Below are 23,099 nucleotides of genomic sequence, written 5' to 3'. Positions count from 1 at the left end.
GCAAAAGAGAGTAATAGATCAGAATGGCCGATCGCCGTCAAGCTTTGAAAAAGCCAAAATTAGGTGCGGAATGACGGGTATAGACCCGAGCCTCATGGGCTTCAAAGAACGGCAGCACCGTTTCATTGAGCACATGAACCGAGGTCACCGGCAGCTTGCTGGTGTAGAGCCGCCCCCAGGCGTGGCGGCTATAGCAGTCCAGCACGGTTTGCAGATACACCTTACCGACCCCCTTGAGCGCGCCGACGAAGAAGGTGTCGACCGCCACCAGTTCTCCGGTGTAGTGAACCTCAATCTGGCGTTCTCGGAACTCGGGACTGAATCGCTCTAACAGGCGAATTTGTTCGTCATTGAGCTCAATGGTCTGCTCACGGTGAGTTTTCTCAAGGCGCAGCAAGCGGTCGTGTTTAGAGAGCAAGTCGTGCCGTTGCCACACGCCACGCACACCGCCCGCACTGCCATTGATGCCTTGCAGAGCCAGTTCTTACGCGACCCGCAGCGGGCCTTGAGTTGGTCTGGTGAGGGAGTAATCGAGGATGGCCTGTTCAATCTCGGGCGCAACCCGATTGGGATGAGCCCCTTTACAGCCCGGCAATTTGTCGAGCAAGCTCTCGGCGCCATAGGTCTAGTACTTACGGCGAATTTCGTAGAACTGCTGGCGGCTGTAGCCAATGAGCTTTGTAGTGGTCAACAAAATCCGGACACTTGGTTAGGCCGTTCTTCGGCTTTTGCTGGCGGTATCCCGTCATTGTATTGATGTGGACGTCGCCAGTTGTAGTGATCCATCAGGTAATAACTGATATCCCGCTTTGCTTCCCGCAGGCTCATGTATCCCCTTGCCGGGAGCCACTCTGACTTCAGGCTTCTGAACAATCGCTCCATCGGGGCGTTATCCCAGCAGTTTCCACGCCGACTCATGCTCTGGGTCATGCGATAACGCCACAGTCGTTGCCGAAATGCCCGGCTACCATATTGGCTGCCTTGGTCAGAGTGAAATAGCACACCGGATGGGCAACCCCGCTGCTGATAGGCCATCTCCAGTGCTTTGATGGCCAGCTCTGCATCAGGCTTATAAGACATCCCCCAGCCCACGACCCGCCGGGTGTACAGGTCAAGAATCGCTGCCAGGTAATACCAACGACCACCTGCCCAGACGTAGGTGATATCGCCACACCACACCTGATTGGGTTGCTGGACATCAAATTCGCGGGCCAGCAGATTGGGAATGTCCAGTCGTTCAGACTGTGCCACCTTATAGCGGTGTGCGCCCGGCTGTTTGGATGCCAGCCCGGCTTCCTTCATCAGGTTACGTACTTTGAATCGGCCAATCTGATACCCCAACTCCCGCATCATCGACATCAAGGCACGGCTGCCCGCTGAGTTCCGGCTTTCTTTGAACAACCGGCGCAACTCACAGCGCTGTTGCATACGTTCACGGTTAATCGCCCGCCTGCGAGCCAGATAGTCGTAAAAACAGGATGTTGGAACATCGAAAGCGCAGCAGACCAGGGTGATGGGGGCTTGCTCCCTTAATCGGTCTATCAGCGCGTACGTGTGAAGTCGTCCGCCATCAAGAGAGCAGTAGCCTTTTTTAGAATGTCCTTTTCACGTTCGAGTCGATTGATACGGGCTTCCAGCTCCTGGATTTTCTGCTGCTCAGGAGTTAGCGCTTTGCTGATTGGGGTTGTGCCGCAGCGTTCGGATTGGAGCTGCTGAACCCAGCGGCGCAGTACGGTTTCACCGACATCCAGTGAACGGCTGGCTTCAGGGACAGAATATCCCTGGTCGAGTACCAGGGATGCGGCTTCGAGTTTGAATTCGGCAGTAAATGAGCGACGTAATCTTGTCATTGAACACCTCAGGTCATGGTGGCGACTGTACCACCTAAAATGGTGTCCGGGATGATTAGACCACTACACTTGCAGGCTTTACTGACGTTATTGAGCTCTTTGGCGAGCTCTAGCAGGCTGAGTTTGCGACGTGCTACTTTCTCGTTGGTGGTCATACGGTGACTCCAGATAACACGGTAGGGTTACCGGTTTGAAGCCGTATGACCACTCCCTACCATCTCCATACAGACCACAATTATGCATTTCCACTGATTTACCATTTTTGTTGTGCATTGATGTCACAGAATTCCGTAACCTCCCTCCCCCGCCAGCAAGCGGGTCGCGGGAAAACGCTGCGCGGGATCCTGGCTAAAGAACTGGCTCAGTTGCCGGTATACCGCGGGATAGACCTGCTGCAGCCGAAGCGGATCGGTAAAGAAACACTCGCAGCTGACGGCAAAAAACTCGGCGGGATGTTCAGCAGCATAGGGATCGATATCGGTCACTTCGTCCCGATCAAGCTGCTGGCACAGCTCATCGAAGGCTGCCTGAAAGGCCTGCTGCCACAGCTGGCTGCTCATCGGCCCCGGCAACGGCGGCGCACCGTCCGCCTCACCGCCCAGCATATCGAGCTTGTGAGCCAGCTCGTGGATCACCAGATTAAAGCCGTCCCAGTCGCCATCTTGCTGCAGTTCGCTCCAGGCCAGCACCAGCGGCCCTTGCGGCCAGGATTCGCCGGCGTTCTCCTCTTCAAACTCGCTCACCAGCCCGAACTCATCCTGCACCTCCTGACGCCGGGTGACGGGCTCGGGAATGATGATGATTTCGTGAAAGCCGCGATACCAGTCAAGGCCAAGGTGCAAGATGGGCAACGCAGCCTGCAGCGCCAGCACCGCCTGTTGGCGGGGGCTGAGCTCGACCCCGATCAGGGTCAGAGTCTTGCGCTTGAGTAGCTGTTGCCCCAAGCCGATAAGCGTCGTCTGCTCGGTGTCGCTGAGCCCTTGCAAGATGGGCACTGCCGCCAGCGCCTGACGCCACAATGCCAACTCATCCTCACTCATGGACGTTTGCGGGCGACCACCCAGCCATTTGAACCATCCCAGCACGCCTACTCCTTCTTTTGATGCAAACAACAGGTCACAGCAGTTTGACGAACCGTTTCGGCCGCTCCAGATAATCCTGCGCCAGATAGAAACGGTGGGCCGCCTCGCGCTTGAGACTGCTGGATAGCTCCAGCTGGGCGCAACCTGCGGCCCGCGCCATCACTTCGGCTCCCTTGAGCAGGGCTGCGCCCACTCCCGCCCCTCTTGCCCCTTCATCGACAACCAGCGCCGAGATCAGGCCCCAAGCTGGTGCAACATGCAGCGGTGCCAGCTTGTGCCACACCAACACGCCGACCACCTTGTCGGCCAGGGATGCCAGCAGCACAACGCTCGCGGGATCCGGCACCAACAGGCGCGCCGTCACGTCAGCGCCTTCGGCAGGATACCCCAATTGGGTGAACAGGTGGGCGATGGCGCTCCCGTCGTCGGCCTCGGGGGGACGGATCGTCAACGTCTCAGGGTCATTTTTCATTGTTGGCCTCATGTTTGCTTTCCATTGTGTTACGCCCGTCACATTGTCCGGCGCAGATCAACAAGGAGGATCTCATCTTTACTCATAGAAAACGCTGCCTGCCATTATCCCCCCACCCTTGTCAATTCACAAATTTGCAACAAGGCAACATTTTTCGCTGGGAAGCACCGATACAACTCGATATGTTACAAGCCATGCATGGCGCGTGTTTGCGCTCTGCTTAACCCCTCAACCTCGTGCTCATTTGTTAACTGGATTGTTAACAAACAGGGCCGAAGACAGTGACAGAGAGCGAGGCCAAGATCTCGCCAAGACAGCGCCACAAACACAGCAAAGGAGTTGTTGTACATGAATGAAATCGTCAATGCCATCAATGGTGTAATCTGGAGCCCTGCGCTCATCTACCTGTGTCTGGGGGTCGGTCTTTACTTCTCCCTGCGCACCCGTTTTTTACAACTGCGTCATATCAAAGAGATGGTGCGCCTGATGTTTGATGGCAAGAGCACCGATGCCGGTGTCTCCTCCTTCCAGGCGCTGGCCATGACCCTGGCCGGTCGCGTGGGTACCGGTAACATCGCCGGTGTGGCCACCGCCATCACCTTCGGTGGCCCGGGCGCCCTGTTCTGGATGTGGATGGTCGCCTTCCTCGGCGCCAGCTCCGCCTTCGTGGAGTCCACCCTGGGTCAGGTTTACAAAGAGAAGATCAACGGTGAATACCGCGGCGGCCCGGCCTTCTACATCGAGAAAGGGCTTGGCATGAAGTGGTACGCCTGGACCTTCGCCATCGCTACCGTCTTCGCCTGCGGCGTGCTGCTGCCGGGCGTGCAGGCCAACTCCATCGGCTCCAGCCTGCAGACCGCCTTTAATATCGATCCGAACGTCACCGCCGCCGGTCTGGCGCTGCTGCTCGGCTTTATTATCTTCGGCGGCGTCAAGCGTATCGCCAGCTTTGCCAGTACCGTGGTGCCCTTTATGGCGCTGGGCTACATCATCGTGGCTTGCGTCATCATCGCCCTCAATATCGGCCAGCTGCCGAGCGTGATCCTGCTGATCTGGAAGAGCGCCTTCGGTCTGGATGCCGGTTTCGGTGCCATTTTGGGTCTGGCCATCATGTGGGGGGTAAAACGCGGGGTCTACTCCAACGAAGCGGGCCAGGGTACCGGGCCGCACGCCTCCTCTGCTGCGGCAGTGAGCCACCCGGCCAAGCAGGGTCTGGTGCAGGCGTTCTCCGTCTATATCGACACCCTGTTCGTCTGCTCCGCCACCGGCTTTATGCTGCTGATCACCGGCCTCTATAACGTACAAGGGCCGGACGGCGCAGCCATCTACACGGGTATTGCCGGTATCGCAGCAGGCCCGGGCTATGTGCAGACCGCCATGGAGAGCATGATGCCGGGCTTTGGCAGCATTTTCGTGGCCATCGCGTTGTTCTTCTTCGCGTTCACCACCATCGTTGCCTACTACTACATCGCCGAAACCAACATCGCCTACATCAACCGCAAGATTAATCGCCCCTGGCTCACCTTCTTGCTGAAGATTGCGCTGATGGCAGCCACTGTCTACGGCACCGTCAAGACGGCGGATCTGGCGTGGGGTATGGGGGATATCGGGGTCGGCCTGATGGCATGGCTCAACATCATCGCCATCCTGCTGCTGCAAAAGACCGCCTTCACCTGTCTGAAGGATTATGAAGCGCAGCAGGCACAAGGGATTGACCCCGTATTCCACCCGGAGAAGCTCGGCATCAAGAACGCCGATTACTGGGTGGGCAAGCGCTCCGAAGAGAACCTGGAGCTGGAGAGATCGGGCCATCAGTTCGAGCCGGATCAGGATCGCAAGACCTCCTGAACCAGAACGACATAAGACATCAATAAAAATGGCAGCCTCGGCTGCCATCTTTATTTCTTTAATTTCAACGAGTTGCATTTAAATCAAGGAGTTAAATGCCACATAAGGGGACACTTCGGGACGTGAAAAGACACCAAAATTGGCAAAATGTGGACACTTTTTTCTGCCCATTCCCGGGGGAAATCACGCTGGTTGAAGATGGTTTTCCAACGGGTTAAAGCGGACAGCGTCATTGACGATAATCCGGTGCAAAGTGGGCATAGGTCATCGTCTGATGAAATATCAAGTGGCCGCCCTCAAACGATGGAACGCCCCCGTTTATGGATTTCGCGTGTGCGAGGCTCACCACGACGGCACGCTGCACTGGTATCTGCTGCTATTTATGCGCCCGGAAGATCGCAACCGGGTGTTCGGCATCCTGCAACGCTATACCCTGACCGATGACCACGACGAGCTGGTACGGGATATCAAGGGCGCCCCACTCTTTACCGACTTTACTCCCCGCTTTGACTGGAAAGAGATAGACCCGGCCAAGGGGGATGCCGCGGCTATATCGCCAAATACATTGCCAAGAACATCGACGGCGCCTACCTGGACGACGAAGAGGCTGGCACTGCCGCCGATGAGGGCGCCCTGCATGCCGTGGCCTGGGCCAGTTGGTGGGGCATTCGCACCTTTCAGCAGATCGGCGGCGCCCCGGTCGGGGTATGGCGCGAGCTGCGCCGCATCAGCAATGCCAAAAAGAATGCCGAACTGGTTGGCCCGCCCAAGCCCGTACTGCAAGACCCGCGCTTTGAGGCGGCCCGATTTGCCGCGGATAACGGCATCTTTCGCTGCTACCTGCACGCCATGGGCGGTGCACTGGCCACCCGTGCCGAACACCCCATCAAGCTGGCCCACCTCATCGAGGAGCAGGCCAACTGTTATGGCGAAGACATCAAACGCCTGATGGGCATTACCTCCGCTCGCCTGGGCATCAAAACCCGCCTGCAAGGGTGGGAAGTTGTGCCCGCCGGCACCCATGAAGCCAGAAAAGCCGCCGAGGCTGCAGCGAGGGGGGTTGGGGTTAAGACGGGCGACAGCCCGGCACCTTGGAGCTCTGACAATAACTGTACGCTACCGGATCCTGATGCCTTCACAGACCAGATCATGAGGGAACAATGGGGGTTATCGCCCTTCTCTATCGACCGATTGCGGGCTGGTTCTAACGTAACGGTGGACGGTTTCACCCTCTGGCGGGAGAACGGCCAAGTACAGTCGAGCCGAACGCTCCCAAGCGAGCCGGATTGGCTGCCAGAGGACATACGGCCAGCAGAACAGGACCAGCCGGATGAGTACGCGGTACCAGAAGACGATCCGGACTGGCCGATGCTGGTTGAGCTCTGCGGTGAAGTCTACCGGGCACAAGGCCATGCCGGGGCGCACAGCTGGATCGAGATGCTGCCGGAGAGAGATGTGGGCAGCGTTGGAGAAACTTGATAAAACTGAGTTCCAGCGCATCACGAACAGGAAAAGCCTATCGAGGAAGTAAACTAAATATCGTTAAGATGCCTGACCCATATTACTTACTGTATGGAGATGGTATTCACCTGACAGTTGCCTACAAAAGTGAGTGGCCAGTATAGTCCAGCAACATAACGAGAAATATTGAAGAATGGTTACACTAAATCACTATTGGACCTCCTACCATAAACGGATAAAGGTTAGACATGCCGAGAGTACATGTGCATGATTATATGTTCATCTCACTCTTTATTTCATTTATAAAATCATCAAACAAGTGACTTTGAGATAAAAGAGACTTTAAGTCTAACAATATATCAAGAATTGTTTTAAGTTCATCGTCAGCTCCTGTTTCTCTAAAATCATTCACCAGAATGCTAAGATAAGAGCCAAAACTACACATGTATGAATCATAATTCAATATGTGGCCCATCAATTTAAAGTAGAAAACCCCCAATGCTTTTAAACATTCTGAGCCATACAGACTCACAGCTCTTGTTATTTCATACTCATATTCTTTATTAAAAACATCTCTATCCCCCTCAATAAAATAATCATTAATGAGCTCACCAAGATAGTTATAAACACTAAACGACGAGTAATTTCCACAATAAAATCCTTCAGGATGCTCCTTGAAGTCGTACATACTAGAAAAATCAAGTGAATCAGTGCAATAACCTAGTATATATTGAGTTTTAACATAACTTACTCGAATGTCATCTTGCCTAGTGCAAACTTCACCTATATAAGTCAGAACTGATTCTGCTTTTTCTGCTTGCATTTCACCATTATTAATACCATTCACCACTAAATCAAGTAACATATTTATGATATGGGAATTTGCTAGCTCACAGCTGTCTATATAAGAAATAAATGCATCAATCATTCTAATTTGAACAGTCAAATCCATGTGAAATATATGTGAGGCAGGAATATTATAAAAACACAAATACTTAAACAAACACGTATCCCCGATATCTTTATTTGGATACTCTGATATAACTTTAATCACACTATCTGCATCATAATTATGGTGACAATCTTGAATCAACAAAATATCTCTGTACGTTTCATCATAAAATTCGACAAACCCATCTATTACCTCTAAAACCCCATGAACTTTGAACGCATCTGGTAGAGCAGAAAATTCTCTCCCTGTTAATGCCTTACTAAAAAAAGATGCTTTTACTCTTGATGTACTACTTGCCATGTTCTTGGCCAAAAATAACAATGCATCTTTGCAGTCGCACTCTTCTATCTCTGAGATTATTCTACATTTATCCTCAAGGATTACTTCTAATACTTTGTATTCACTATCCAACTCATCAACTGAGTAACCAACACTAATCAAATGATAGAACTTACCTATGGCATTAATTGAGCTAAGTCTTTGCCTTGGGTTTAACCTTATCTTATAAGCCGCTTGATAATGAGCTATGACTTCACTGTATTTTTTATCATCAAGCATAGGTATTTTTAGCTCTGAGAAACTCAAATCTTCTCTATTTAAATTAAACAAATTGACATGATTGTTATTGCAGTCTGTTTTTATAGTCCTAACAAATGAATCCGTACAACTTAATACAAAACATACTTTTTGACGAATAATTCTCTCAATCTCAGATATAATATCATCCCTTTCAAGTCTTTTAACTTCATTCAAACCATCTATAAATATTACAATGTTTTTTCCGGCAAGAATTTTACACGTTACATCATCTACGGTACTAGCATCAGATGCTATATTTAAATAGCTTACAAGGCTATGTTTCAAATGTTGAACAATTCCATTTCTTACAGTTGATGCACGCATAAAAAGAGCATTGCGTCCTTTCAACATAAGTTCATTGAATACATGACAGAGAAAATTTGTTTTACCTGATTGAGGAGGTCCTGAAACTAGTAAAACGTCGTAACATCCATCGTATTCAACACCTAAAGAAACATATAACTCATTACAGTGTTTTTTAGCAGAACTAATATCCCCACTTAAACGTTCAATTTCAGTCCTGGATAACTCCATACATATATAATTAATAAACAGACTATCTTTTGCTAGAATTGATATAGCCTCCGACTTAATCATCTCATATTCATTGCCTGCATAATGAAAACCACCAGACATTATATTTGATATGTCAATAAAACCAATATTCTCTTTGGTTAATGAGTTATAAACCTCACATTCAGTTCCGTTAGTTACAACGACAATAGGAGCCATATTCCCCTTAAGAATCCGAGCGTAGCTCACAGCCTGATCAATGGCATCATGTGTGATTTTTATTCCTGGAGCTTTCACTTCAAAGAGAATTAGGTTTTTTCCAGCTTTAGACTGAACTAAAAGATCATACCTACCAAATCGCTTACTATCAGATTGGCCATGACCGACTTGGAAGACAACTTTTCTTTCTATTTGAATTTGTCTTTCCTGAATGCCACGACATCGCAACCACTCATAAACAACTTTTGTTCTTACTTCCTCTTCAGTTATATTGCCTTCCATAATATTTAAAACTCTCTATTTATTAAAATGCGAGAAACTCAATAATATAAGCTAGAACAAGGCTTACTATATTGATATACACCCTATGCTTAGATAGAGAACTAGTTCTGTATAGTCTATCCTAAACACCTCAGCATCTATCAAAACCAAAAGTACTATTATGCATCACTATCAAAATGGCTCAATCCTATAGCTACTTTCGTGCGTCATGTTCTGATACAGACGTGATCGCCCCCTCACTTCTTCTCAGGCAGCCCGCCAAACGTCAAATGCAATCTTAGGGCTTGTTTTTGCCTAAGAGTAAAAAGGATGAGTTTGAGAGCGAATTCGCAGACTCACTCAGCTGATATTTTAACCATTTCTGTATCAGTACAGCGACTACCGCCACTAAACTCAAACTTACGTCACGATAAGTTCAGATGAAGAATGTATTACGGTTTCAAGTAGATCGGTAATAAGATCAGGGGACGCTATTGCGCTCCCAGTCCTTTCAGAACCAACTGCCTCCCCTCTGGTGTGAGCGATCCCATCAAGCTCAGCACCAGCTGGTTCGTGGTCTTGGCCGAGGGGCTTAGGGTGTGGGCGAACGACAGGGTGGCCACCCAGCTGTGGCCACACTCGGCATCGGTGCACTGGCAGTAGAGATCCGAGACATCATCGCTCAGTCGGTTGGTCTTGGTAATGCGGCCCCGCTGGCCACACACTTTGCAATAAACCCGCATTACGCCCTCCCTTTTCTATCCAAATCAACAGCCTATCTTGCCACAGCAAGCACTGTTTGTTTATACAGTTGAACCGATATTCTCCCGAAAATCGGCCCGCAGGGAGACGGGAGTCCCGCGCTGTTGATGGCATCCTGGATAAGCTCGCACAGCGGCAGCACCTCGTTGCGGGCATAAGTGGCATCGTACTTCTCGGGATCCCCAAGCCCACCTCCGCCATTGGTCGGAATGATGCCGGCCAGCGCGGCCGGAAAGCGGTGGCTGGTCAATACGTCCTGAGCGGTGATCCCCTTGATGGCTGCGAACTCGTCCTTGGTGGCGATATCCCCCACTGGAATAAGCTTGATGCCATCGGGCTTGCCGTCCGGGATGTTCACGAACATAGAACGGAAGTTCCCCACCCCCTTGCTGCTCGCAATCATCTCCTTCATCTCCTCCTCAGTGTCGTCGTCCATATTCGGGTCGGTGGCGTAGAAGATGAAGCCCATGTGGGCGCCATTGAGGAAGTATTTGCGCCGAAACTGGGTGGCATCTTGGTTGAGCAGGGCCGACTGCAGGCAGCCCAAGTAGCCGGGCATGCCGTAGATCGCTCGTGCAGCTCGCAGTCAGAGCGGATTGCGGCGCGGCCCGAAGGGCAGCCGCCAGCGAAACAGGCTGTTAAGGGTGGCTCGCCACTGATTGGGTCGCCCCAGGATCTGCTTTTGCAACCGAGTCTCTTCCTTCAGCATCGCCTCATCGCTGCGGGCCCAGGCCTGGCTGTAGAGCTGCTTGATCCCCGCCAGGGCATCGGGCGACTTGGTGATGAGGGTGCGGGCAAACTCCCGCGCCTCAACCAGCGGATCGGCGCAGACCCGGCTGACCATCCCGAGGGATTTGGCCTCGATGGCATCGAGCTCGCGCCCGCTCATGGCCAACTCCATGGCGGTATCCAGTCCCATCAGGTTGCGCATGGTGACGCTGCCACTCATGTCGGGAATGATGCCCCACTTGATCTCCATCACCGAGAAGCGGCAATCAGGGGTGCTGAAGCGAAAATCGGCCCCGAGCGCAATCTGCAGACCACCGCCAAAACAGACCCCCTGGGTGACTGCAATCACCGGCACCGGCAGTTGGTGCCAACCATAGGCAACCCGCTGGGCCAGATTGGTCGCTTCGTCCGCCTCGCGCTTGAGAATATCGAGCGCCGCCACTGGCTGCCTCAGCATGGACTTCACATCCAGTCCGGCGCAGAAGGCCCGCCCCTCGCCATGCAGGATCACCGCCCGCAGCCCCTTGTGCCGGGTGAGCTGCGTCAATGTCTCATCGATGGCACTGAACATGGCGCGGTCCAGCGCATTGAGTTTATCCCCCCGCGTCAGCATCACTTCGGCAATCCCGTCGTGGATCTCGCATTTGATCCTTGGTTTTTCCATCTCCCTTATCCTCTCCTTGATCCCTGAAACTGACTCACTGGTCATACCACCACGTTATCAGAGTGTGAACAGGCGGTACAGCTGAGACTAAAGTCGGCTGGTCGCCTCCCCCTCCCTTTGTCACACTGGGAGCAGCATGAGTGCCGCAAGCCAGCAGAGGACGCTGTCATGTCAACCCTGTTCAATTTTGCCAGACCACCGTTCGACCGACTGGACGAGGAGGCGCGCGAGCGGCTCTCCCGTCACCTCTCGCTCTGCTATTTTCGGGCCGGGGATCTGCTGCTCAAGGAGGGGGGCGAGCCTCCCGGCCTCTATCTCATCATCAAGGGGGCGGTGGAAGAGTCAGCCCCTCACCACCAGTTTGGTGATTACGGGGTTGATGACCTGTTCGATGTGCGCGCCCAGTTTGATGGTCGCTGCCGCCACCGCTTCACCGCGCTGGAAGATAGCCTCTGTCAGCTCATCCCTCGCCACACCTTTCTGGCGCTCTGTGAGCAGGATCCGCAGTTTGCCAGCTACTTCACCGCCAATCTGGCCGAGCGCCAGCGCCAGCAGGAGCAACGCGAACAACTGGGTCAGAAGAATCTGGCGGAGTTTATCCTGACCCGCATCGAACCCGGCCACCTGCAAGCACCGCTTATCGTCGACAGCAAGCTGTCACTGCTGGCGGCGACCGAAGCCATGGTGAGCAAGGGGACCGATTGCCTGCTCTACCCCGCCCACGATGGCTCCCTCACGCTGGCAACCCGCAAGACCTTGCTCCACGCCCTGACCCTCAAGGGATTGCCGCTGACGGCCCCCCTCTCGGTGCTGACCCCTACCCCGCTGATTGGTCTATCGCTGGAGAGCTATCTGTTTGATGCCCTGCTGCTGATGACCCGCCATCGCATCAAGCGACTGGTGGTGTGGCGTGGCAACGAGGTGGCGGGCATCTTGCAACTGACTCAGGTGCTGGGGCTCTTCTCGACCCACTCCCACGTGCTGACGTTGCGTATCGCCCGTGCCGACAGCCTGCCGGCACTGGAGGCGGTGGCCCGCGAACAGCAACAACTGACCCGCTCACTGTTTGCCCAGGGGATCCACACCGCCTTTTTGATGAAGCTGATCGCCACCATCAACGAACAGCTGATCGCCAAAGCCTTTGCGCTGGTGATCCCCCCCGAGGTGCAGGATAGAGTCTGCCTGTTGATGCTGGGCTCGGAGGGGCGCGGCGAGCAGATCCTCAAAACCGATCAGGACAACGCCCTGATCCTGCCAGAGGGGCTGACATGGCCCACCCAGACAGCCGATCTGGCCGAATTCAGCGTCCTGCTGGAGCGACTCGGCTACCCGCTGTGCCCCGGGCAGGTGATGGTGAACAATCCGGCCTGGGTGAAAACAGGCAGCGAGTGGCAAAGCGCCATTGCCTGCGCCTGCACCACGGCAAAAGAGGATGAGCTGCTCTGGCTCGCCACCCTTGCTGACGCCCACCCCATCGCGGGGGATCGACAGCTCCATCTGCCGGTTGCCAGAGCGCTGCGCGAGCAGTTGGCGGACAGACGGGATCTGCTGGCGGAGATGGTGCGACCGGCGGTGGCCTTCCATGCCCCGCTAACCCTCTTTGGCCGGCTGGAGCAGCCACCGGAAGGGCTGGATCTGAAGCGAGGCGGCCTGTTCCCGCTGGTGCACGGTATCCGCATGTTGGCCCTTGAGGCAGGCATTCTGGAGACCTCAACCCTGGGGCGTATCGATGCGCTGGTGGCCGCCGATCGGCTCAGTGCCGACTATGGCAGCAATCTGGCGGAGGCGTTCCGGCTCTTTATCCGGCTGAGGCTGCGCAGCCAGCTCAAGGGGGGCAATAGTCGGGTGCAGACAAGCGAGCTCAGCCACAGCGAACGTGATCTGCTGCGCCAGGCGCTGCATCAGGTGAAGAAGTTCCAGCAGTGGCTCACCTTGCACTTTCGTCTGAGACAATAGCCATGTTGAGCCGCGTTCGACGCTACTGGTATGGCCGTGCGTTCCGAACGGGCGAGTTCGCGCCGCTCTTTGCCACCCCACCGAAAGATGAACGGATCGCCCTCGATTTCGAGACCACCAGTCTCGATCCCGAGCAGGCCGAGATCGTCTCCATCGGGGCGGTGCGCATTCAGGGCAACCGGCTGCTGACCGGCGAGGCCCTCGCCATCAAGGTACAGCCACCGGCCAGCCTGACCAGCCAATCTGTGGTGATCCACGGTCTGCGCCATCAGGATCTGCAACAGGGAATGGGGCTGGAAGCCGCGCTGCGCCTGCTGCTCGACTTTATCGGCCCCCGTGAACTGGTGGGCTATCACATCGCCTACGATCTGCGTATTCTCAATCTCGCCTGCCAGAAATTGTGGGGATTGACCCTGCCCCAGCGAGGGATCGAGGTAAGCCAGCTTTATCACGACCACCTCTATCGCCGCTACCCCGATGCGGCTATTGACCTCCATTTGAGTGCCATCTGCAGCCACCTTGAACTCCCATCCCTGCCCGCCCACGATGCCCTTGCCGATGCCACCACGGCCGCGCTCATCTACCTGCGCCTGACCTGTGGCTCGCCGCTCACTTATCCCAAAGTCTAATTGTCGAGAAATAACATTTAATTCACATTTTGCTTACATGAGCAGATTGCCTGCTCGTCGGGGCTACCCCATCCACCGCTGACACTCATGTCATGGAGAACTGCAATGGAACAGCAAAGCTATCTGAGGATCCAGCAAGATCCCAACTTCCAGGAGCTGGTCGCCAAGCGCCAGCGTTTTGCCTGGGCCCTCTCGGCTCTGATGCTGGGACTCTACCTGGCGTTTATTCTGCTCATCGCCTTTGCCCCCGGTTGGCTCGGCACCCCGCTCAGCGACAGCACCACCGTCACCCGTGGCATTCCGGTCGGGGTGGGACTGATCCTCTCCTCCTTCGTATTGACCGGCATCTATGTGTTTCGGGCCAACGGCGAGTTTGACGAGCTGAATCAGAAAATCCTCAAGGGAGTGCAGTCATGAGAGCAAAAAGCATGAAAGGCAAGTGGCTGCTGTTGGCCTCACTGGCCTCCTCCCCCCTGCTGGCAGCGGATGCGCTGACCGGCGAGGTACAACGCCAACCCCTCAATGTGTCGGCCATCGTGATGTTCGTGGTCTTTGTAGCCGCCACCCTGTTCATCACCTACTGGGCCTCCAAGCGCAACCGCTCGGCTTCTGACTACTATGCCGCCGGTGGCCGTATCACCGGCTTCCAGAACGGTCTGGCCATCGCCGGTGACTATATGTCAGCCGCCTCTTTCCTCGGGATCTCCGCGCTGGTCTACACCTCCGGCTACGATGGTCTGATTTACTCCATCGGCTTTCTGGTGGGCTGGCCCATCATCCTGTTCCTGATCGCCGAACGGCTGCGCAACCTCGGCAAATACACCTTCGCCGATGTCGCCTCCTATCGTCTGAAGCAGACTGAAGTGCGTACCCTCTCCGCCTGCGGTTCGCTGGTGGTGGTCGCCCTCTACCTGATCGCCCAGATGGTCGGTGCCGGCAAACTGATCGAGCTGCTGTTTGGCCTGCAATACCATGTGGCCGTGGTGCTGGTCGGCATCCTGATGGTGCTCTACGTGCTGTTTGGCGGCATGCTGGCCACCACCTGGGTGCAGATCATCAAGGCAGTGATGCTGCTCTCCGGTGCCAGCTTCATGGCCATCATGGTCATGAAATCGGTCAACTTCGATATCGGCGCCCTGTTTAGCGAAGCGGTCAAGGTGCACGAGAAAGGGATCGCCATCATGAGCCCAGGTGGCCTGGTTGCTGACCCCATCTCCGCCATCTCGCTCGGCCTGGCATTGATGTTCGGTACCGCTGGCCTGCCCCATATCCTGATGCGTTTCTTCACCGTGAGCGATGCCAAAGAGGCGCGTAAATCGGTGTTCTACGCCACCGGCTTTATCGGCTACTTCTACATTCTCACCTTCATCATCGGCTTTGGCGCCATCTTGCTGGTGAGCACCAACCCGGCCTTCAAGGACGCCACCGGCGCCCTGCTGGGCGGCACCAACATGGCGGCAGTCCATCTAGCCAATGCGGTCGGTGGCAGCCTGTTCCTCGGCTTCATCTCCGCCGTGGCATTTGCCACCATTCTGGCGGTAGTTGCCGGATTGACCCTGGCCGGTGCCTCTGCGGTCTCCCATGACCTCTATGCCAGTGTGCTGAAGAAGGGCAAGGCCAACGAGACCGATGAACTGCGTGTCTCCAAAATGACGACTCTGGTGCTGGGTGTGGTTGCCATTGGTCTGGGGATCCTGTTCGAGAAGCAGAACATCGCTTTCATGGTGGGTTTGGCCTTCTCCATCGCCGCCAGCTGCAACTTCCCGGTACTGTTCCTCTCCATGTTCTGGTCACGCCTAACAACCCGTGGCGCCGTCTACGGTGGCTGGCTGGGACTGGTGAGCGCAGTGACCCTGATGATCTTGGGTCCGACCGTGTGGGTGAAAGTGTTGGGCCATGCCCAGGCCATCTTCCCTTACGAATACCCTGCCCTCTTCTCCATGGGGTTGGCCTTCGTCGGGATCTGGTTCTTCTCCATCACCGACAGCTCCCAGAACGCCGCCGACGAGCATGCCAAGTTCCTGCCGCAGTTCGTTCGCTCCCAGACCGGGCTGGGTGCCTCTGGCGCCACCTCCCACTAACAGTTCAAGTTCATCCTTCCAAGCCGGCTTCGCGCCGGCTTTTTTTATTGCCCATCAATCGGCTGCACGCCCCGCTTGCCCCGATCAAGATCACACTTCTCGCTAAAACTTTCGGGGGATCTGTGCCATAATGCGCGCCATTTGACAGACCAATCGGGACACATACCTTGTTAAGTAGCAACAACATCACCATGCAGTTCGGCGCCAAGCCGCTGTTTGAGAACATCAACGTCAAGTTTGGCGGCGGCAACCGCTATGGCCTTATCGGCGCCAACGGCTGTGGCAAGTCCACCTTTATGAAGATCCTCGGTGGTGATCTGGAGCCCACTGGCGGTAATGTGAGCCTGGACGTCAACGAGCGCATCGGTAAGCTGCGTCAGGATCAGTTCGCCTACGAAGATATGCGCGTACTGGACGTGGTCATGATGGGTCACACCGAGCTGTGGGCGGCTATCGCCGAGCGCGATGCCATCTACGCCAACCTCGAAGCCACCGACGAAGACTATATGAAGGCCGCCGAGCTGGAAGGTCTGGTCGCCGAATATGACGGCTACACCGCTGAAGCGCGTGCAGGCGAGCTGCTGCTGGGTGTCGGCATTCCCCTTGAGCAGCACAACGGCCCGATGAGCGAAGTGGCACCAGGCTGGAAACTGCGGGTGCTGCTGGCACAGGCGCTGTTCTCCAACCCTGACATCCTGCTGCTGGACGAACCGACCAACAACCTGGATATCAACACCATTCGCTGGCTGGAGCAGGTGCTCAACGAACGTGAAAGCACCATGATCATCATCTCTCACGACCGTCACTTCCTGAACTCTGTCTGTACCCACATGGCGGATCTGGACTACGGCGAGCTGCGCGTCTACCCGGGCAACTACGATGACTACATGCTGGCCGCCACTCAGGCGCGCGAGCGTTTGCTGGCCGACAACGCCAAGAAGAAGGCCCAGATCGCCGATCTGCAATCCTTCGTCTCCCGTTTCAGCGCCAACGCCTCCAAGTCCCGTCAGGCGACCTCCCGTCTCAAGCAGATCGACAAGATCAAGATTGAGGACGTCAAGGTCTCCAGCCGCCAGAACCCCTTCATCCGCTTCGAGCAGGACAAAAAGCTCTATCGCAACATCCTGGAAGTGGAAGGTGTATCCAAGGGGTATGGCGACGGTCCCCTGTTCAAGGGCCTCAACATGATGATGGAAGTGGGCGAAAAGGTCGCCATTCTGGGTACCAACGGTATCGGTAAGTCTACCCTGATCAAGACCCTGGTCGGTGCACTGGCTCCGGATACCGGCACCATCAAGTGGTCCGAGAACGCCCAGATCGGTTACTACGCTCAGGATCACGCCGAAGATTTCGATACTGATCTCAACGTGTTCGACTGGATGGCCCAGTGGAAACAGGAGAACGAAGACGAGCAGGCTGTACGCTCCATACTGGGCCGTCTGCTTTTCTCTCAGGACGACATCAAGAAGCCGGTCAAGGTGCTTTCCGGTGGTGAACAGGGTCGCATGCTGTTCGGCAAGCTGATGATGCAGCGCCCCAATATCCTGATCATGGATGAGCCGACCAACCACCTGGACATGGAATCCATCGAATCCTTGAACATGGCACTGGAGCTCTACCAAGGGACCCTGATCTTCGTCTCTCACGACCGCGAATTCGTCTCCTCTCTGGCGACCCGCATCCTGGAGCTGACCGAAGATGGCATCCGCGACTTCGGCGGCACCTACGAGGATTACCTGCGCACTCAGGGCGTGGTGTAACCCCCGCCTTGCAAGCTCGCAATGAAAAACCGGCACTCAGGTGCCGGTTTTTTATATCCCGTTTTTAGACGACTGAGATGGCGTATAACCGCGGTGTGACTACACGCCACAGAACAGAGCACAGAGCACAGAGCACAGAGCACAGAGCACAGAGCACAGAGCTTGAGTATCCTCCTCTTGCCCACAGATAAAAAAACGGCTCCATCAAGGAGCCGTTTTCAATGGGTTGCGTAGTGCCGATTACTCGACGGTCGCTTCCACACTGGTGAAGTACTCGATCTTGGCCGCTTTGCGCAGCTCGTCGATCAGAGACTTGTAATCCACCTGGGCTTTGCCCTGACCCAGCTGAGCTTGCAGCATGGCGGCCATGCCGGATGCGGCGGCAGGGACGTTGACCTTGTCCAGCGCAACCACAACGCGGTCACCATTGGTCTCGGCAACCAGAGCCACGCTCGGCTTGCCGTCGATCGGATGGGGCAGCGTGAACGCCTGGGCAATCAGGTTCTGATCCAGCTCGCGATCGAAGCGGGCAACCCCTTTGTGGGTCTCCACTTTCAGACCGAGTGCAGTCAGATCGGCTGTGATGCTCTCACCGACTTTCAGCTTGTCCAGCAGGCCCTGGGCCTTGCCACGGGCCACTTCGCTAGCCTTGTCATGCTTGATGGCGGCAATCACCTGCTCTTTCACCTCAGCCAGCGGCTTGACCGCTTTGGGCTTGTGACCAGTGATGTGCAGCACCAGCGCCTTGCCGTCAGCCAGCTCGATCACGTCGGAGTTGGTGTTGTCATCGCGCAGCTGTTCGGAGAACGCCACGGAGAGCACCTTGGGATCGTTCAGCGGAGCCGGAGCAGTCGCCTGGGTGAAGAAATCGGAAGATTGAACCTTCATCCCCATGGCATCAGCGGTCAGATCCAGCGAGTCCGGGTTTTCGAAGCTGTTGTCAGCCATCTTCTGCTGCTCGGCGAAGAATTTCTCCTTGGCCTTGTCAGCTTGCAGACGAGTGATGGTCTCTTCTTTCACATCGGTAAACGGCTTGGTCTGGGCTGCTTCAACCCCCAGCAGCTTGATGATGTGGAAACCGAACGGGCTCTTCACCACGCCGGAGAGATCGCCAGCCTTGTTCAGGGCGAACGCGGCTTTCTCGAAGGCCGGATCCATCACCCCTTTCTCGAACCAGTCCAGCTCGCCGCCTTTTTTGGCAGAGAAGGTATCGGAAGAGTCAGCCTTGGCCAGCGCAGCGAAATCATCACCCGCCTTGGCTTTGGCCAGCACGGCTTCGGCTTTCTGCTCGGCCGCTTTCTCGTCCTTGCCAAACGGGATCAGGATGTGAGCCACGTGGCGACGCTCGGCACGCTGGAACAGATCCTGGTGCTGATCGTAGTAATCCTGGGCATCCTGCTCGGTGACCTTGATATCCTTGGCGAGGTTGGCAGCGTCCAGCAGCAGATAGTCAACCTTGACCTGCTCGTCGTTCATGAAACGGGCGCCATTGGTCTTGTAGTACTGCTCCAGCTCGTTGTCGGAGACCTGAACGTCAGCCATGTAGTTGGCAGCAGCCAGACGCACCAGACGCAGATCGCGAGTCTGGTTGTAGAGCTTGTCGAGCTGCTCCGCTTCACCCTTGAGGGAGAATTCGGTGCCCAGCAGGGCGCTCATCAACTGTTGACGCACCATGTCCTGACGCAGGGAGTCACGGAACATTTCGGGAGTCATGCCGGCACGACGGATCAGCTGCAGATAGCGGTCATTGTTGAACTTGCCGTTCTCGGCAAATTCCGGCATGGCCACGATGGCTTGCTTGATCTGTTCGTCGCTGATACGCAGACCCAGTTCACGGGCCTTGCTGTCCAGCAGCGCCTGATCGATCAGGCGATCCAGCACACCGCGACGGAACTGTTTCATGTAATCGGGGTTCGCGGCCAGCTGGCTGAATGCCTCTCCCATCTGGGATTCCATGCGGGCGCGCTCGTTACGGTAGGCATTTTCCAGTGCCGCAGCACTGATCTCGGTGCCATTGACGGTGGCGGGGGCGGTACGGGCCGGGCCGTTCAGGTAACTACCTACACCAGCCAAGGCAAAGGAGAGGATGATCAGGCCCAAGATAACCTTGGCTACCTTGCCCTGCGCCCCTTCGCGTAGTTTATCCAACATCATGTTTGTACTTATGCTCCCGAACTCGATGGGCGTAAACAATAAAAAGGCGCACCGATTGCGATGCGCCTTGGTCAATCAGTATGAGAGAATACTCTCTAACTTGTCTGGTCTGCGACCAAGGACGGTAGCCGACGGATATCAGCGACCGACTTAGTTAACAGCGTCTTTCAGGGCCTTACCGGCTTTGAAGGCAGGAACTTTACCAGCAGCGATTTCGATGGTCGCGCCAGTCTGCGGGTTACGGCCTGAACGGGCAGCACGCTCGCGTACAGCGAAAGTACCGAAACCAACCAGAGCAACCTGGTCACCCTCTTTCAGCGCTTCACCAACAGCATCAATGAAGGCATCCAACGCACGGCCAGCGGCAGCTTTGGAGATATCGGCACCGTCTGCAATCTTGTCAATCAGTTGAGATTTATTCACTCTTATATTCCCCTTTTATCAAACACCGCTGCGGCGCTGATTTCCCTGGCCACAACAAGTGGAGGTTTTATAGCAAGCCTCCTGATCAGTTGCAAGTGACAATCTGGCGCAAACCCGCGCCACACAACGCATTGCGACTCATCACGAGTACCCGATCGGTGGTCAAGGCTACTTCCGTTATCGGGCGCATGCAAGCCTTAACCACCCGCCGAATGCGCCAAATTTGCGGCGCATCAACATTTACACGACAGAAACGCGCTCAAACCCCTGTGGATTGTCCTGCAACGCCAATTCCAGCACCTCGTCAATCCAGCGAACCGGATAAATTTCAAGGTCTTGTTTGACGTTTGCCGGGATCTCCTCAAGGTCACGCTCGTTCTCTTTCGGAATAAGCACTCGCTTGATGCCGCCACGATGGGCTGCCAGCAACTTCTCCTTGAGACCACCGATGGGCAGCACTTCGCCGCGCAAGGTGATCTCCCCTGTCATCGCCACATCAGCACGAACCGGATTACCGGTCAAGCTGGAGACCAGGGCGGTGCACATGGCGATACCGGCGCTCGGACCATCTTTCGGGGTTGCCCCTTCCGGTACGTGCACGTGGATATCGCGCTTCTCGTAGAAGTCGGCGTTGATGCGCAGCTTCTCGGCACGGGCCCGTACGACTGTCATGGCCGCCTGGATCGACTCCTGCATCACGTCACCGAGGGAACCGGTATAAGTGAGCTTGCCCTTGCCCGGCATGTTGGTGGTCTCGATGGTGAGCAGATCGCCCCCCACTTCGGTCCACGCCAAACCACACACCTGACCCACTTGATTCTGGTCGGTGGCCTTGCCGTAATCGAAACGCTGCACCCCGAGGAACTCCTTGAGGTTCTCCTGATTGACCTGAACATGCTTGATGCTCTTGTCCAGCAGAATGCGCTTGACCGCCTTGCGACAAATCTTGGAGATCTCGCGCTCCAGACTCCGCACACCCGCCTCGCGGGTGTAGTAGCGGATCACTCCGACCAGGGCAGAATCTTCGATGGTGATCTCGGACTCTTTCAGGCCGTTGCGCTGGATCTGCTTGGCAACCAGATGCTGCTTGGCAATGTTGAGCTTCTCATCTTCGGTGTAACCGGAGAGGCGGATCACTTCCATCCGGTCCAGCAAGGGACCCGGGATGTTCATGGAGTTGGAGGTAGCCACGAACATGACGTCCGACAGGTCATAATCCACTTCCAGATAGTGATCGTTGAAGCTGTTGTTCTGTTCCGGATCAAGCACTTCCAGCAAGGCGGATGCGGGATCGCCACGCATGTCCGAGCTCATCTTGTCGATTTCGTCGAGCAGGAACAGCGGGTTCTTCACGCCAACTTTCGCCATCTTCTGGATGAGCTTGCCTGGCATGGAACCGATATAGGTACGGCGGTGACCGCGGATCTCCGCTTCATCACGCACCCCACCGAGGGCCATCCGCACATATTTGCGGCCGGTCGCCTTGGCGATGGATTGACCCAGCGAGGTCTTGCCCACACCGGGAGGGCCAACCAGACAGAGGATGGGGCCCTTGAGCTTATTGACGCGCGCCTGCACCGCCAGATATTCGAGGATGCGATCCTTGACCTTCTCAAGGCCATAGTGATCGGCATCCAGCACCTCTTGCGCCTTGCCAAGGTCTTTCTTGACCTTGGATCGCGCCTTCCACGGCACCTGTACCATCCAGTCCACATAGCTGCGAACCACGGTAGCCTCGGCGGACATGGGAGACATCATCTTCAGCTTGGCGAGCTCGGCCTGGGCCTTTTCACGGGCATCTTCCGGCATGCCAGCCTCTTCAATCTTGCGATTGAGGGCTTCAAACTCATCCGGGCTATCTTCCAGCTCACCCAGCTCTTTCTGGATGGCCTTCATCTGCTCGTTGAGGTAATACTCGCGCTGGCTCTTTTCCATCTGCTTCTTGACGCGAGTACGGATGCGCTTCTCAACCTGCAGCAGGTCAATTTCCGACTCCATCATCGCCATCAGGAATTCGATGCGCTCGGAGACAGAGACGATCTCCAGCACCTTCTGCTTGTCTTCCAGCTTGAGCGGCATGTGGGCCGCCATGGTGTCAGCCAGACGCGCTGCATCGTCGATCGCCGAGATCGAGGTCAGTACCTCGGGCGGGATCTTCTTGTTGAGCTTGATATAGCCTTCAAACTGGCCGATGGCGGAGCGAACCAGCACTTCCTGATCCTTCTCCTCAATGGCTTGGGAGGGGATGTACTGGGCCTCGCAGACAAAGAAATCCTTGTCGTCGATCATCCGCTCCAGGCGGGCACGCTGCCCCCCCTCTACCAGCACCTTGACGGTGCCGTCCGGCAGCTTGAGCATCTGCAGAATATTGGCCACTGTCCCGACGGTGAAGATCTCCTCCACAGTCGGCTCATCGGTTGACGCATCCTTCTGGGCCACCAGCAGGACTTTCTTGTCCTGCTCCATGGCCGCTTCCAGACAGCGAATGGATTTTTCCCGCCCCACAAAGAGTGGAATGACCATGTGGGGATAAACCACCACGTCACGAAGAGGCAGGACGGGAATCTCGATGCGTTCTGAACGCTCTAGGTTCATATATGTCCTCTCGGCTTGTTATACCGTTGGCAAAGCGCTTGGCTGAGTATATGGGGGCGCTGAGATGAGATTCAATCGCCGAAACCGTAAAAAGCATGAAAGGGGCAAA

The 23,099-nt window shown here is 55.3% G+C and carries 16 protein-coding genes and 3 pseudogenes; 7 read left to right on the top strand and 12 right to left on the bottom strand.

Features of this window, described 5'->3' with window-relative positions; genetic code table 11:
- Positions 1-76: 76 nt before the first annotated feature.
- From OKC42_RS03690 to OKC42_RS03670, 5 genes and pseudogenes are all read right to left on the bottom strand, one after another.
- Positions 77-679: pseudogene (locus OKC42_RS03690) on the bottom strand (IS481 family transposase); the annotation flags it as partial.
- A gap of 8 nt (positions 680-687) precedes the next feature.
- Positions 688-1,850, bottom strand: a protein-coding gene (locus OKC42_RS03685) for an IS3 family transposase (protein WP_270819059.1) whose coding sequence is annotated in 2 segments (ribosomal slippage) — positions 688-1,595 and positions 1,595-1,850 — 1,164 coding nt in all. Because the reading frame shifts where the segments join, the coding sequence is not laid out codon by codon here.
- Positions 1,851-1,858: 8 nt separating this feature from the next.
- Positions 1,859-2,005, bottom strand: a complete 147-nt coding sequence (locus tag OKC42_RS03680; protein WP_270819058.1) for a hypothetical protein — start codon at positions 2,003-2,005, stop codon at positions 1,859-1,861.
- 123 nt (positions 2,006-2,128) lie between these two features.
- A complete protein-coding gene (locus OKC42_RS03675; RefSeq protein WP_234915215.1) occupies positions 2,129-2,890 on the bottom strand; it encodes a zinc-dependent peptidase in 762 nt (253 codons plus the stop codon).
- A gap of 76 nt (positions 2,891-2,966) precedes the next feature.
- Positions 2,967-3,404: a GNAT family N-acetyltransferase gene (locus tag OKC42_RS03670; RefSeq protein ID WP_199428609.1), complete on the bottom strand. Its 438-nt coding sequence runs from the start codon at positions 3,402-3,404 to the stop codon at positions 2,967-2,969.
- A 348-nt stretch (positions 3,405-3,752) separates the two neighbouring features.
- Between OKC42_RS03670 and OKC42_RS03665 the strand changes: the two genes are divergently transcribed.
- Together OKC42_RS03665 and OKC42_RS03660 are read left to right on the top strand one after the other, a co-directional pair.
- Positions 3,753-5,252 (top strand): alanine/glycine:cation symporter family protein, encoded by a 1,500-nt coding sequence (locus OKC42_RS03665; protein ID WP_201941641.1) that lies wholly within the window; start codon positions 3,753-3,755, stop codon positions 5,250-5,252.
- A gap of 289 nt (positions 5,253-5,541) precedes the next feature.
- A pseudogene (locus OKC42_RS03660) lies at positions 5,542-6,783 on the top strand (replication endonuclease); the annotation flags it as partial.
- 201 nt (positions 6,784-6,984) lie between these two features.
- Here the strand turns inward: OKC42_RS03660 and OKC42_RS03655 are convergent.
- The 4 genes and pseudogenes from OKC42_RS03655 to OKC42_RS03640 all read right to left on the bottom strand — a co-directional run bounded on the left by OKC42_RS03655 (position 6,985) and on the right by OKC42_RS03640 (position 11,392).
- The gene (locus OKC42_RS03655) at positions 6,985-9,258 is read right to left on the bottom strand and encodes a type I restriction enzyme HsdR N-terminal domain-containing protein (RefSeq protein WP_201941643.1); all 2,274 of its coding nucleotides are present in this window, start codon (positions 9,256-9,258) and stop codon (positions 6,985-6,987) included.
- A 470-nt stretch (positions 9,259-9,728) separates the two neighbouring features.
- Complete coding sequence (locus OKC42_RS03650) at positions 9,729-9,980, bottom strand: ogr/Delta-like zinc finger family protein (protein WP_042067783.1); 252 nt, start codon at positions 9,978-9,980, stop codon at positions 9,729-9,731.
- Between the two features lie 60 nt (positions 9,981-10,040).
- Positions 10,041-10,567 (bottom strand): annotated as a pseudogene (locus OKC42_RS03645) (phage portal protein); the annotation flags it as partial.
- A gap of 18 nt (positions 10,568-10,585) precedes the next feature.
- Positions 10,586-11,392: a crotonase/enoyl-CoA hydratase family protein gene (locus tag OKC42_RS03640; protein WP_110303848.1), complete on the bottom strand. Its 807-nt coding sequence runs from the start codon at positions 11,390-11,392 to the stop codon at positions 10,586-10,588.
- Between the two features lie 168 nt (positions 11,393-11,560).
- On the opposite strand from OKC42_RS03640, the gene OKC42_RS03635 reads away from it, so the two are divergent.
- From OKC42_RS03635 to OKC42_RS03615, 5 genes are all read left to right on the top strand, one after another.
- Positions 11,561-13,348, top strand: coding sequence for a putative nucleotidyltransferase substrate binding domain-containing protein (locus OKC42_RS03635; RefSeq protein ID WP_201941647.1), 1,788 nt, complete (start codon positions 11,561-11,563; stop codon positions 13,346-13,348).
- A gap of 2 nt (positions 13,349-13,350) precedes the next feature.
- Positions 13,351-13,977 (top strand): 3'-5' exonuclease, encoded by a 627-nt coding sequence (locus tag OKC42_RS03630; protein ID WP_201941648.1) that lies wholly within the window; start codon positions 13,351-13,353, stop codon positions 13,975-13,977.
- Positions 13,978-14,082: 105 nt separating this feature from the next.
- Positions 14,083-14,394, top strand: a complete 312-nt coding sequence (locus tag OKC42_RS03625; protein ID WP_005336970.1) for a DUF485 domain-containing protein — start codon at positions 14,083-14,085, stop codon at positions 14,392-14,394.
- Positions 14,395-14,405: 11 nt separating this feature from the next.
- Positions 14,406-16,058 (top strand): cation acetate symporter, encoded by a 1,653-nt coding sequence (locus OKC42_RS03620; protein WP_026035062.1) that lies wholly within the window; start codon positions 14,406-14,408, stop codon positions 16,056-16,058.
- Between the two features lie 167 nt (positions 16,059-16,225).
- The gene (locus OKC42_RS03615) at positions 16,226-17,818 is read left to right on the top strand and encodes an ABC-F family ATPase (RefSeq protein ID WP_040068106.1); all 1,593 of its coding nucleotides are present in this window, start codon (positions 16,226-16,228) and stop codon (positions 17,816-17,818) included.
- A 240-nt stretch (positions 17,819-18,058) separates the two neighbouring features.
- Here the strand turns inward: OKC42_RS03615 and ppiD are convergent, their stop codons facing one another.
- The 3 genes from ppiD to lon form a co-directional block, all read right to left on the bottom strand.
- Entirely contained in the window at positions 18,059-19,972 is a 1,914-nt protein-coding gene (gene ppiD / locus OKC42_RS03610) for a peptidylprolyl isomerase (RefSeq protein ID WP_005336975.1), read from the bottom strand.
- A gap of 150 nt (positions 19,973-20,122) precedes the next feature.
- Positions 20,123-20,395 carry a nucleoid-associated protein HU-beta gene (gene hupB, locus OKC42_RS03605; RefSeq protein WP_005315375.1) on the bottom strand — a complete coding sequence of 91 codons (273 nt, stop codon included), beginning with the start codon at positions 20,393-20,395 and terminating at the stop codon, positions 20,123-20,125.
- A gap of 240 nt (positions 20,396-20,635) precedes the next feature.
- Positions 20,636-22,990, bottom strand: a complete 2,355-nt coding sequence (gene lon / locus OKC42_RS03600; protein WP_005336976.1) for an endopeptidase La — start codon at positions 22,988-22,990, stop codon at positions 20,636-20,638.
- Positions 22,991-23,099 lie beyond the last annotated feature (109 nt).

This window comes from Aeromonas sp. Y311-2 (assembly GCF_027706025.1).
Classification (GTDB): Bacteria; Pseudomonadota; Gammaproteobacteria; order Enterobacterales; family Aeromonadaceae; genus Aeromonas; species Aeromonas veronii.
The sequence above is the reverse complement of the archived record's forward strand: the minus strand, read 5'-3'. Positions and strand labels throughout refer to the sequence as shown.